Origin of the sequence: Bacillus sp. LJBS17 (assembly GCF_019334685.1) — a bacterium.
Lineage (GTDB): Bacteria > Bacillota > Bacilli > Bacillales > Bacillaceae > Bacillus > Bacillus subtilis.
The window spans coordinates 593357-606064 of sequence record NZ_CP079759.1; the positions used below are offsets into that span (position 1 = coordinate 593357).

13 protein-coding genes, 1 pseudogene and 1 riboswitch are annotated in these 12708 nt (G+C 43.0%); of the genes and pseudogenes, 10 read left to right on the forward strand and 4 right to left on the reverse strand.

Features of this window, described 5'->3' with window-relative positions; genetic code table 11:
* Positions 1–55: 55 nt before the first annotated feature.
* Positions 56–1444 carry an alkaline phosphatase family protein gene (gene phoB / locus KXZ66_RS03085; RefSeq protein WP_017695992.1) on the reverse strand — a complete coding sequence of 463 codons (1389 nt, stop codon included), beginning with the start codon at positions 1442–1444 and terminating at the stop codon, positions 56–58.
* Between the two features lie 330 nt (positions 1445–1774).
* Between phoB and fra the strand changes: the two genes are divergently transcribed.
* On the forward strand, positions 1775–2146 hold the full coding sequence (fra, locus tag KXZ66_RS03090) for an iron chaperone frataxin (RefSeq protein WP_072173543.1): 372 nt from the start codon (positions 1775–1777) through the stop codon (positions 2144–2146).
* A gap of 75 nt (positions 2147–2221) precedes the next feature.
* Here fra and KXZ66_RS03095 read toward each other — a convergent pair whose 3' ends face one another.
* Together KXZ66_RS03095 and KXZ66_RS03100 are read right to left on the reverse strand one after the other, a co-directional pair.
* Positions 2222–2719, reverse strand: coding sequence for a YdhH/YoaO family protein (locus tag KXZ66_RS03095; protein ID WP_219144798.1), 498 nt, complete (start codon positions 2717–2719; stop codon positions 2222–2224).
* A 17-nt stretch (positions 2720–2736) separates the two neighbouring features.
* Entirely contained in the window at positions 2737–3216 is a 480-nt protein-coding gene (locus tag KXZ66_RS03100) for a GNAT family N-acetyltransferase (protein ID WP_032727120.1), read from the reverse strand.
* An 85-nt stretch (positions 3217–3301) separates the two neighbouring features.
* On the opposite strand from KXZ66_RS03100, the gene KXZ66_RS03105 reads away from it, so the two are divergent.
* Positions 3302–4279: an HD domain-containing protein gene (locus KXZ66_RS03105; protein ID WP_049140473.1), complete on the forward strand. Its 978-nt coding sequence runs from the start codon at positions 3302–3304 to the stop codon at positions 4277–4279.
* 141 nt (positions 4280–4420) lie between these two features.
* Positions 4421–5037, forward strand: a pseudogene (locus tag KXZ66_RS03110) (YdhK family protein).
* A 15-nt stretch (positions 5038–5052) separates the two neighbouring features.
* Here the strand turns inward: KXZ66_RS03110 and pbuE are convergent.
* On the reverse strand, positions 5053–6219 hold the full coding sequence (pbuE, locus tag KXZ66_RS03115) for a purine transporter PbuE (RefSeq protein ID WP_003234105.1): 1167 nt from the start codon (positions 6217–6219) through the stop codon (positions 5053–5055).
* Between the two features lie 55 nt (positions 6220–6274).
* Positions 6275–6374: riboswitch (purine riboswitch) on the reverse strand.
* Between the two features lie 176 nt (positions 6375–6550).
* Between pbuE and KXZ66_RS03120 the strand changes: the two genes are divergently transcribed.
* The 7 genes from KXZ66_RS03120 (at position 6551) to manA (ending at position 12690) form a co-directional block, all read left to right on the forward strand.
* Positions 6551–6862 (forward strand): PTS sugar transporter subunit IIB, encoded by a 312-nt coding sequence (locus tag KXZ66_RS03120; protein WP_014112863.1) that lies wholly within the window; start codon positions 6551–6553, stop codon positions 6860–6862.
* A complete protein-coding gene (locus KXZ66_RS03125) occupies positions 6862–7194 on the forward strand; it encodes a PTS sugar transporter subunit IIA (RefSeq protein ID WP_021481624.1) in 333 nt (110 codons plus the stop codon). Before KXZ66_RS03120 ends, KXZ66_RS03125 begins: the two co-directional genes overlap by 1 nt.
* Before the next feature lie 18 nt (positions 7195–7212).
* Positions 7213–8541, forward strand: coding sequence for a PTS cellobiose transporter subunit IIC (gene celB / locus KXZ66_RS03130; RefSeq protein ID WP_003244271.1), 1329 nt, complete (start codon positions 7213–7215; stop codon positions 8539–8541).
* Between the two features lie 17 nt (positions 8542–8558).
* Complete coding sequence (gene gmuD / locus KXZ66_RS03135) at positions 8559–9956, forward strand: 6-phospho-beta-glucosidase GmuD (protein WP_219144799.1); 1398 nt, start codon at positions 8559–8561, stop codon at positions 9954–9956.
* A gap of 148 nt (positions 9957–10104) precedes the next feature.
* Positions 10105–10818 (forward strand): transcriptional regulator GmuR, encoded by a 714-nt coding sequence (gene gmuR / locus KXZ66_RS03140; protein WP_015715336.1) that lies wholly within the window; start codon positions 10105–10107, stop codon positions 10816–10818.
* Positions 10819–10846: 28 nt separating this feature from the next.
* Positions 10847–11746: an ROK family protein gene (gmuE, locus tag KXZ66_RS03145; protein WP_085186849.1), complete on the forward strand. Its 900-nt coding sequence runs from the start codon at positions 10847–10849 to the stop codon at positions 11744–11746.
* Positions 11743–12690: a mannose-6-phosphate isomerase, class I gene (gene manA / locus KXZ66_RS03150; RefSeq protein ID WP_077671236.1), complete on the forward strand. Its 948-nt coding sequence runs from the start codon at positions 11743–11745 to the stop codon at positions 12688–12690. Before gmuE ends, manA begins: the two co-directional genes overlap by 4 nt.
* Positions 12691–12708 lie beyond the last annotated feature (18 nt).

Genomic DNA, 12708 nt, shown 5'->3' on the forward strand with positions numbered 1-12708 from the left:
CCATTAAAAAGAGATCCCGTTACTTCATACAAGCAACGGGACACCTTGTATTCTTTTACTTATCGTTAATCTTAATGTTGTATTGTAAAGCTTTGAAGACATTTTTGGCGATTTCTGTATTGTCGATTTGGCCGGCAAATGTCTCACTAGACGGACCGTATGCATAGACGGGCACATCTTCACCGGTATGTCCGCCTGTGGTCCATCCAGTGTGAGAGCGTTTGTTAAAGATGTTCTCGATTGCGTTATCGATATCCAGTACTTCCTTCGATTTTGCCGCTTCTTCAACAGATTGAATTTCGGCTTTTGTTAAAGCCAATTTTTTTTGATCGATATATGTTTTCAACGTTTTTTCAACATCCGCGCCGTCAGCGATCTTTTCTGCCATAAAGTCTGGTGTGCGCTTTGCGGCTTTAATGGGTTCACTGAACCAATTGTAGATGCCGTCCGCACCGATGGAATATCCGCCGGTTGAGTGGTCAGCCGTTGCGACAACCAATGTGTGCTTGTCTTTTTTAGCGAAATCAATAGCCGCCTTATAAGCTTGTTCGAAGTCTTCCATCTCGCTCATGGCGCCGACGATATCATTGTCATGGCCCGCCCAGTCAATTTGGCTGCCTTCCACCATGAGGAAGAATCCGTCTTTATCCTTGTTTAATTTTTTTATGGCTGTGTTTGTCATGTCTTTAAGTGATGGAACATCCTTCGTCCGGTCAATCTTTTTAGGCAGGCCGCCGTCAGCGAATAGGCCGAGAACTTGGCTGTCTTTGTTTTTCAGCATGTCCTTGCGGTTATCCACATAGCTGTATCCCGCTTTTTTGAATTCCTTGATCAAATTACGGTCCTTACGGTCAAAATTGCTCTTTCCTCCGCCTAGAAGGACATCAATTTTGTGCTTGCCGTTGACCATCTCATCAAAATAATCATCCGCAATTGAGTTCATATTTTTTCGGCTGTGGTCGTGGGAACCGAAAGAGGCCGGAGTGGCGTGTGTAATTTCTGAAGTGGCCACAAGTCCTGTTGCTTTTCCTTTTTCTTTCGCAGCTTCAAGCACCGTTTTGGCTTCTGATCCGTCGTTATCCACCGCTATGGCATTATTGTATGTTTTAATTCCCGCAGACATAGCCGTTGCCGCCGCTGCAGAATCCGTTACATTTTGTTCAGGATCATCGGGGTAAGTTGTTTGCTGGCCGACAAGATACTGATCAAAAGCCGTAGGCTCCACAACTTTTGTCTTTTTATTATCCTTTAAGTATCGATAAGCAGACGTATAAGACACACCCATACCATCACCAATCAGAACAATAACATTCTTAATTTCGTCGTGGTTCCCCTTTTTCTTTTCCTGGGCGCTGGCTTCAGGCACACTGCCGCTGGCTAAGCTGCTGAACGCAATTGATGATAAAACCGCGATAGGCAGTAATTTCTTCGGGAATTTTTTCAACTGGATAACCTCCTAAATATAGATGAATCTCAATGACAACCCAATTATATTTTTAAACTGTTAAGCTAGTATTAATCGATTTTAAAGATTGGATTTACAAGAATAATGAACTGCTATCAAGAGAAAGGAAAGAGTGATAGTACTATAGAAATAAATTGGAGGAATAGATACTGGCCGTGGATAGGCGGACTGAAATCTGCTATAGTCGCATAGAAGCAACCCGCTTACATCTTGAACAATTTTAAGTATTATGTTGGAAGAGGTATTGTGTAAGTACATGTCTGAGCAGTTCATATGGAGTGGCATCATTTTATTTTAGGAGGGAACAACATGGACGTTTTTTCTGAGTATTTAGCCGGGATTGATGACCCGTTCCACCGAGAAAGAACGGAAGAGGTGTTAACTTGGATAAAAAATAAATATCCAAATTTACATACAGAAATAAAATGGAACCAACCGATGTTTACGGATCACGGTACATTTATTATTGGCTTTAGTGTTTCTAAAAAGCATTTAGCTGTCGCTCCTGAAAAAGTAACGATAGCGCACGTAGAGGATGATATTGTGAAGGCAGGATATGACTACACCGAGCAGCTGATACGTATCCCTTGGAACGATCCAGTTGATTACACGCTACTTGAGAAAATGATTGAGTTTAATATTCGGGATAAGGCAGACTGCTCCACTTTTTGGCGAAAATGAAGGAAAAAGGCATAACATATGAGCTGTATAAAATATGTTACACCTTTTCATTTGTCTATTTTTCGTTTTGATCATCTATTGCTGCTTTTCTTCAAACAAGGTCTTTTCATTGAGCGTAAGCTGGCTCGCAGAATAATGATTACCTTGTTTCCATTTCACTTCAATCGTAATATCATGGCCTTCAAGCTCATGTTCATCTAACCGCTCTAAAAAAGAAACGGACTTTTCTTTTGCGCTTCCATCAGAAAAAGTGCCTCCAGCATAATCATGCATCGGGATTTCCGTGTCAGAACTCAGCAGAACTTCATCATCCTTTTTTACAATCAGTGATTCCAAATAAGTGTTGTCTGTTTCATGTGGTCCACCGATCCAATAAAGTTCGCCGCTGTATTCATTCGGTGCATCTTCATTTTTTTTGAAAACAGCTTCCCAATTCTGATCTTTGCTTTCTCCCTGCCAATTCGGATACTCCAAACGAACATGATGAATCAGGTGATAGGAAAAAAAGATCAAGCAGAAAGCGATTAATAGGAATGCCGTGAAAATGAGAGGGTATTTATAATGACTGGACATAAAAGACTCCTATTCGTTTAATCAATTACCTTCGAAAATAGAATTTCATCCCGAATCAAAATGCCGTTTTCAGCCACCTCTGGAATCTCTGGCTTGAGTCGGCGCGCTTTTTCAACTGCGTTCGGAAACACTTCGGCGAATTGATAGCCTCTCTTTTGATAAAACGCCATCGCATGTACATTATCATTCGTTGTGATAAGCTTTATTCGTTGACAATGTGCATGTTTAGCCGTCTCTTCAACCTGCTGAAGTAAAGCTGTGCCGATTCCTTTATTTTCAATCATACTATCTAATGAAATAATTTCACAATCTTTCCCATCTATTGTGTATGTAATACAGCCAATGATTTCGCCGCTTTCATTTACTGCGGCAAATCCATCTAATTCATCACATCGAAAAATGCCGCTGGAAATCGCCATCTCGGGTGTACCCCAATGCTTGGCAAAAAAAGCGGTCAACATATGTTTCGCTATCTCATTGTTTGGGATGATGATCATCGTAACACTCCTCTATTGAAAGATTGCATGTGTACTATCAATATAAACAATATATAACAAAAAAAATAGATGTTGAGGTGACGGCATGGAAATCAGCGATGTCATTTACGGGCACCACCATATAGACGGAGTGCTGGAAGAGCTTATCAAAAGCGCTCCTGTGCAAAGATTAAAAGGGATCTATCAAGGCGGAGCAAGCTTTTTAGTCAATCGAAGGTGGAATGTGACCCGGTATGAGCACTCCATCGGCGTAATGCTCCTCATCAAAAAGCTCGGAGGAACGATAGAAGAACAGATTGCGGGTCTGCTCCACGACGTATCACACACAGCTTTTTCTCATGTGGTCGACGTTGTCTTTGAAAATCAAGCAGAAGACTATCATGAAAACATCTTTCAACAAGTCATTGTTCACTCTGAAATCCCGGACATTTTACAAAAACACGGCTATCATACTGAAGAACTTTTATCTGACGATTCAAGGTGGACATTGCTCGAACAGCCCGCACCGGAGCTGTGTGCTGATCGGACAGACTATACGCTGCGTGATATGTACCGATATGGACACATTAACCTGCACGAAGCGCAAACCTTTTTGGATCATCTTATTGTGAGAAACGGAAGGATGTTTCCTGATAGTATTGAAGCCGCCGAATGGTTTGTCAGTGTGTACTACAAGGAAGTAATTGATTTCTTTTTGAATCCTGTGAATGTATATGGATATGAATATTTAGCGCGAGCATTGAAGGCAGCGCTGCGGCATGATGTCATATCCGCAGAGGATCTGCTGAAAACGGACCAAGAGGTACTGAACATCCTGCGTGCATCAAAAAATGAAGAAGTCCTGAGCTTGCTTACAACCATTCATCCCGGCATACAAGTAATAGAGGATGACATCCAGTACGATTTCCATCAAAAGAAGAAAATGCGCCTAATCGATCCATCCATTTTTCTTGATGACGAATGGATCAAATCCTCAGATGCTTCTGAAAAGGTGAGGAAAATGGGTGAGGCTGCTTATCAAAAAGCAAAAAAAGGTGTGTATATAAAAATCTTAAAACAGTAATTGCCGCCTGACAGCGGCTTTTTTCATGTTTGGCTTTGCAAACAAAGGGGAATAGGACAAACTGCGGGAATGCTTTATGAGAATATCAGCGTATTTACATACCGTTCGGGGGTATAGTATTATCGATAGGGCATGTTTTCATTGTCTGCGGGCAAAAGTTACAGGGAAAAATGAAGCAAAGGAGAATGAACATGAAAATCTCTAAAAATGCACTGGGAATTCTGATGTTATCTCTTGTTTTAGTTTTATCAGCATGCGGCAATAACAACAGTACGAAACAAAGCACACATGACAATCATTCAGACTCCTCAACACATGAAGAGATGGACCATTCCGGATCAGCTGACGTTCCAGAGGGATTACAGGAATCTAAAAATCCGAAATACAAAGTAGGCAGCCAGGTAACCATCAATACTTCCCATATGAAAGGCATGAAAGGTGCCGAAGCTACGGTAACAGGCGCCTATGATACAACGGCGTATGTTGTTTCTTATACTCCGACTAATGGGGGACAGCGTGTGGATCATCACAAATGGGTGATCCAAGAAGAAATCAAAGATGCTGGAGATAAAACGTTACAGCCCGGAGATCAGGTGATTTTAGAGGCTTCTCATATGAAAGGCATGAAAGGAGCAACAGCCGAGATCGACTCGGCAGAAAAAACAACTGTATACATGGTTGACTATACATCGACAACGAGCGGCGAAAAAGTGAAAAACCACAAATGGGTCACAGAAGATGAGCTTTCAGCTAAATAATAAAAAATCCTCCTTTTACAAGGAGGATTTTTTTGCTGTTTGAACAGGTCTTGTTAAAGAAATGAAAGCAAACAGGACAGCGATGATCACAATTGACCCGCCGCACCATGCTGTTGACACTACAGTACCCGTCTGATCCAAAACAACACCGCCAATGGCTGAGCCAAGGGCAATTCCGACTTGGAGGGCCGACGTGTTAAAGCTTTGCTGAATGTCAGACGAATCAGGTGCAATTTCAATTAAATAGCTTTGCTGAGCCGGGGCGAGGCTCCAGCTCAGAAGACCCCAAATCACCATGACAGGCAAAAAGAAAATCATAGACGATGTAGACAGCGGCAGTAAGAACATAATGATGGCAAAGGAACCCGTCACCAGCAAAATGCTCTTAAAGGAACCAAGCCGGTCAGATAGCGCTCCTCCGAAAGGGCCTCCGCATACAGCAGATATCCCGAAAAGGAAATAACAAATGCTGACCCAGAAAGAGCTCAGGTGAAGAGTCTCTTCTAAAAACGGTGCAAAGTAAGCGTAAAGCGTGTAGTGGCCAGCTAATGTAAACATCGTGACGAGGTGTGAACTCGCGATTTTCAGATTACCGATCGTCTTGAGCTGTTCCCGGAAAGGAATCATTTTCTCCGCCGGTATTCTTTCAAAGAAAATTGAAATAATCAGCATGGAGATCAGCGCCAACAGGCCGATGCCAAGGAACAAAATCCGCCACCCGAAGGAATCGCTGATTAAGATTCCGAGCGGCACGCCTAATGCGATAGCAGAGCTGAAACCCATAAAAATAATTCCGATTGCGCGGGCTCTGTATTCAGGCGCTACAATTTTCGGGGCAATTGTTAAAGAAAGCACAACAATCAGCCCTGTACTCATTGCTGCCAATACCCTAGATACCATCAATGTGGCGAAATTAGGGCTGAAATAGGCGACAAGATTGCTAAGGAAGAAAACAAATAAAGCAATTAGATATAAGCGCTTCCGCTCAATCTTCGCAGTCAATGCCAAAAGCAGCGGCCCAGATACTGCATATCCCAGCGCAAACACACTGATCAGCTGTCCGGCTGAAACAATGGAAATGTCTAAATCATTTGCGATCTGAGGAAGAATCCCCCCCACAATTAACTCAACCAATCCGACTGCAATCGTAGAAGCTGCAAGCAGGAAAACTTTGAAATTCATAACAAACTCCTTTACTTAAATGTTTTGATAAATAAAAAAAATCCTGATTACAAAAAATGTCATAAACAAATTTTGTAATCAGGATTTTACGGTTCCTGGTAGACACCCTCAAACCATATTATTGAGGTTATACAAGTGATAATAGCTATTTAATTGATTCGTTTCCGTTGATGAGTGTACCACATTATTAATGAATCTTCCATAGAAAAATTTACAAAGTGATGAACCGGACAAGTGTATGATTATATTTATTTTATAAAAGTATAGACATTTAAAAATAAATGACTATAATAATCCATGTAAGCGTTTTAATCTCAAGGGGGGATAGCAGTTGAAAAAAATATTACTCGCGTGCAGCTCAGGAATGTCTACCAGTTTATTGGTGACAAAAATGAAGGAATACGCACAGTCTATCGGTGAGGAAGCAGAGATTTGGGCTGTTGGCCAGGATAAAGCAAAAGAAGACATGAGAAAAGCGGATGCCGTTTTGATCGGTCCGCAAATGAGCTTTCTGAAAAGCGAACTCCAAAAAGAAGCGGATCAATACAACATTCGGGTTGAAGTCATTGACATGATGGCCTACGGAATGGCAGATGGGAAAAAAGCGTATGAGCAGGCATTGTCCTTAATGGAGAATCAATAATGGAACAGGTGAAAATCACGAACTTAACAGACGAACAAATCAGTTTTCAGCTTATCCTGCACAGCGGCAATGCCCGCAGCTGCATCATACAATCACTGCGCGCCTACAAAGAAGGGAACAAGGATGAGGCGGATGCCCTCATTGCCAAGGCTGAGCAGGATTTATCCGCGGCCCATGACATTCACTTTCAAATGATACAGAAGGAATCCGGCGGAGAAGCACAAGCTTTCTCATTGCTGCTTATGCATGCAGAGGATCATCTGATGTCAACATTATCCATGAAAGAATTAGTGAAAGAGATGCTTGATCTCTTTAAAACCAAGAATCTATAAATAATCGGGGTGGATAGGGTGTTCGAGAAAATCAGCCAATTCCTTGTTCCAATTGCAGGGAGGTTAAACAATAACCGCTATTTGCAAGTACTGCGTGATGCATTTATGCTGGCTTTCCCGCTGACGATATTCGGGTCCATTTTTGTCGTGTTAACGAATTTGCCGTTTCTAAACAAAATCATGAACGCCTCAATGCTTACGTCGTTTCAGTCTCATTTCGGCATTGCCTCCACGGCGACAATGGGCATTATGTCTGTCTTTGTTGTGTTCGGGATAGGCTATTACCTGTCAAAAAGCTATCAGGTCGAAGCTGTATTTGGCGGAGCGATCGCTTTGGTTTCCTTTTTGCTCTTAACGCCATTTATCATTCAGCCAGAAACAGGAGATGCCATTACAGGGGTTATCCCGGTCGATCGTCTCGGTGCAAAAGGGATGTTTCTTGGGATGATTACGGCATTTCTTTCTGGAGAAATCTACAGAAGAATCGTTCAAAAAAACCTGACAATCAAAATGCCAGCCGGCGTTCCGCCTGCTGTAGCAAAATCATTCGCCGCACTTATTCCGGCTTTTATCACATTGACCGTATTTTTGCTGATTAACGTAATGGTGACTCTGTTTTTTAAAACAAATATGCACGACGTCATTTATCACGCAATTCAGGCTCCGCTTGTCGGACTTGGAAGCGGTATCATTCCAACGCTTATTGCCGTGTTTTTCATTCAAATTCTTTGGTTTTTCGGACTGCATGGACAGATCATTATCAACTCCGTGATGGACCCGATTTGGAATACACTGCAGGTAGAAAACCTTTCTGCTTACACGGCGGGAAAAGAAATCCCTCATATTATTTCAAAACCGTTTATGGAGATTTATACAGTAGGGATGGGCGGAACCGGGATGACGCTTGCGATTGTGTTTACCATTCTCATATTCATGAAAAGCAGGCAGATGAAGCAAGTATCAAAACTTGGCCTCGCTCCCGGTATTTTTAACGTAAACGAACCGATTATCTTCGGGCTTCCGATTGTCATGAATCCGATCATTATTGTGCCTTGGGTGCTGGCACCGATGGTTGTTACGCTCGTCACCTATCTGGCTATGTCAGCAGGGCTCGTTCCGCCTCCGACTGGTGTGACAGTGCCGTGGACGGTTCCATTATTCATTAATGGTATCATGGCGACGAACTCAATCATGGGGGGCGTGATGCAGCTTATCAATCTGCTGATTGTCTTCGTGATCTGGTTTCCGTTCCTAAAAGCAATGGATAAATTAAATCTGGCAAAAGAAAAAGAACAGGCTGTGCAGGAGACAGCTGCTCAGCAAAATGATAACAGCATAAAAATGTGACATAAGGGGAGAGAGACTTGGCACAAACAGAACAATATCGTTTTCCAAAGGATTTTTGGTGGGGATCATCCGCTTCAGCAACACAAACGGAGGGTGCCGCCGACAGAGACGGAAAAGGCCAGAATATATGGGATTATTGGTTTGAAAAAGAACCGCATCGTTTTTTTGATCATGTCGGACCCGCAGACACATCCCAATTTTACGACAACTATAAAGAAGATATCAGGCTGATGAAGGAGCTTGGCCACAACTCGTTCCGGATGTCGATTTCCTGGTCACGTTTAATACCAAACGGAACGGGCGAGATCAACGATAAAGCCGCAAATTTCTATAACAATGTCATTGATGAGTTGATCGCTAACGGAATTGAACCTTTTGTCAATTTGTTTCATTTCGATATGCCGATGGCGCTTCAAAAAATCGGCGGCTGGGTCAACAGAGAGACGGTTGACGCTTATGAAAACTATGCGAGAACGTGCTTCCGTTTGTTTGGCGGCAGAGTGAAAAAATGGTTCACGCATAATGAACCAATTGTTCCCGTAGAAGGCGGCTACTTATATGATTTTCATTATCCAAACAAGGTCGACTTTAAAGAGGCCGTCCAAGTTGGATTTCATACGATGTTATCAAGTGCCCGCGCCATTCAGGCTTACAGGGAGATGGAGCAGGACGGAAAAATCGGCATCATCTTAAATTTGACCCCTTCATACCCGAGAAGCAGCCATCCGGCGGATGTGAAAGCCGGGGAAATCGCAGACGCGTTTTTTAACAGATCTTTTTTAGACCCATCTGTCAAAGGCGAATTTCCCAAAGAGCTGGTTGACATTTTGAAGCATGAAGGCTTTATGCCAGATTACAACGCTGAAGATCTTGACATCATCAAAAAGAACACGGTTGACCTGTTGGGAGTGAATTATTACCAGCCGAGACGTGTGAAAGCGAAAGAACATCTTCCGAATCCCGACGCTCCTTTTTTGCCTGACAGGTATTTTGATTCCTACGTCATGCCGGGCCGCAAAATGAATCCGCATCGTGGCTGGGAGATCTATGAAAAAGGCGTTTATGATATTTTGATTAATTTAAAAGAAAACTACGGCAACATCGAGTGTTTTATCTCTGAAAACGGTATGGGGGTTGAAGGTGAAGAGCGATTCAGGGATGAACAAGGCATCATTCAAGATGATTACCGGATTGAATTTATAAAAGAGCACCTCAAATGGATTCACCGCGCCATACAGGAAGGCTCGAACGTAAAAGGCTATCACTTATGGACGTTCATGGACAACTGGTCTTGGACAAATGCCTATAAAAACCGATACGGATTTGTATCAGTCAATCTTGAGAAAGACGGAGAAAGAACCGTCAAAAAGAGCGGAAAATGGTTCAAAAAGGTTGCTGAGCAAAGCGGTTTCTAGATTTTCCTAAAGGTCAAGATCTTCCGGCAATCATCATAACGAATAGAGATGACGAAAATCCGCAACATTGATGAAATAGGGAAAAGGACTTATGATATCCGTAAAAGCTTATGTGATATCAAACTCTAACAGCTGCCGGAGGATACCAATGAATAAATACGAAATCATTGCAAATGAAATGAGAAATAGAATTAAAAATAACGTATATCCGATCGATCAGCCCATTCCTGATGAAGTATCTCTTGCAAAAGAATTTAACTCAAGCCGCATGACGATGAAGAGAGCCTTGGATAATTTAGTTGCCGAGGGTCTGCTGTTTAGAAAACGAGGCCATGGCACGTTTATTATTCAATCTGCAATACAGGATGACCATGTACATGTAGTCAGCAATGAGATTCTCGGATTGACCAACTTGCTGAAAGATAAAAAAATCCAAAGCAAGGTCATTCAGTTTGAAGTGCAATTTCCCACTGAGGAAGTGGCCGCCCATTTGTCTATTGATCAGAAAACACCGGTTTATTATGTCGTTCGGCTGCGAATTGTAGAAGGTGAACCCTATGTATTAGAAAAAACATATATGCCGACTCATTTAATACCGGGCATTAATGACGATGTCCTTCATGATTCGATCTACAATCATATTACAAATGTGCTGCAGCTCAAAATCGCCGGAACGCATCGGAAAATCAGAGCCTGCAAATCTGATCATATTGACCAGCAGCATCTGGGCTGTAAACAGGATGATCCAATTCTTGAAGTGGAACATGTGGGCTTCTTAGATACCGGGATTCCATTTGAATATTCCTTTTCACGTCATCGGCATGACAAGTTTGTTGTGACTTCTGTAAACATACGGCGCTGATTGCGGAGACAACAAGGAGGCCATCTGCATGCTTGGCGGTATTGAAGCAGGCGGCACAAAGATTGTTTGTGCTGTCGGTAGAGAAGATGGAACGATCATTGACCGAATAGAATTCCCTACAAAGATGCCGGATGAAACGATAGAGAAAGTGATTCAATATTTTCGCCAATTTTCATTACAGGCAATCGGCATCGGCTCCTTTGGCCCCGTTGATAACGATAAAACCAGTCAAACATACGGTACCATTATGGCCACGCCGAAAGCAGGCTGGAGACACTACCCCTTTTTGCAAACCGTTAAGAACGAAATGAAAATCCCAGTCGGATTTAGTACAGATGTCAACGCTGCGGCGCTGGGTGAATTCCTTTTCGGTGAAGCGAGGGGTCTCGACAGCTGCCTGTATATAACGATTGGTACTGGCATCGGTGCGGGCGCAATTGTAGGGGGCAGGCTCCTTCAGGGGCTGTCGCACCCAGAGATGGGCCATATTTATATCCGGAGGCACCCGGATGACGCATACCAAGGGAAGTGTCCTTATCATGGAGATTGCTTTGAAGGCTTGGCTTCCGGTCCCGCCATTGAAGCGCGCTGGGGAAAAAAAGCCGCGGATTTATCAGATATAGCACAAGTCTGGGAACTGGAAGGGTACTATATTGCCCAAGCACTGGCTCAGTATATTTTGATCCTTGCACCTAAAAAAATCATTCTTGGCGGCGGCGTCATGCAACAGAAACAAGTGTTTTCTTATATCTATCAATATGTACCGAAAATCATGAACAACTACTTAGATTTTTCTGAATTGTCAGATGATATAAGTGATTATATTGTACCTCCACTTTTAGGCTCTAACGCCGGAATCATCGGCACGCTAGTTTTGGCGCACCAGGCCTTACAAGCAGAGGCAGCATCCGGGGAGGTGCGATCATGACGCATCCTTTATTTTTAGAGCCTGTCTTTAAAGAAAGACTATGGGGAGGGACGAAGCTTCGTGACGCTTTTGGCTACGCAATACCCTCACAAAAAACAGGTGAGTGCTGGGCCGTTTCTGCCCATGCCCATGGCCCGTCGGCTGTAAAGAACGGCCCGCTGGCAGGAAAGACACTAGATCAAGTATGGCAAGATCATCCAGAGATTTTCGGTTTTCCAGATAGGAAGGTGTTTCCGCTGCTGGTAAAGCTGCTGGACGCCAATATGGATCTCTCCGTGCAAGTCCATCCTGATGATGATTATGCAAAACTGCATGAAAATGGCGACCTTGGTAAAACGGAGTGCTGGTATATCATTGATTGCAAAGATGACGCCGAACTGATTTTGGGACATCACGCAAGCACAAAGGAGGAATTCAAACAACGAATAGAAAGCGGTGATTGGAACGGGCTGCTGAGGCGAATCAAAATCAAGCCCGGAGATTTCTTTTATGTGCCAAGCGGTACACTCCATGCTTTATGTGAGGGAACCTTTGTCCTTGAAATCCAGCAAAACTCTGATACAACGTATCGCGTATACGATTATGACCGCTGTAATGACCAGGGCCAAAAAAGAACTCTTCATATAGAAAAAGCCATGGAAGTCATAACGATACCGCATATCGATAAAGTGCATACACCGGAAGTAAAAGAAGTTGGTAACGCTGAGATCATTGTTTATGTGCAATCAGATTATTTCTCAGTGTACAAATGGAAGATTAGCGGCCGAGCTGCTTTTCCTTCACATCAAACCTATTTGCTGGGGAGTGTTCTGAGCGGATCAGGACGAATCATAAATAATGGTATTCAGTATGAATGCAATGCAGGCTCACACTTTGTCTTGCCTGCGCATTTTGGCGAGTTTTCAATAGAAGGAACATGTGAATTCATGATATCTCATCCTTAATGAATGGGGGAGTTGCAT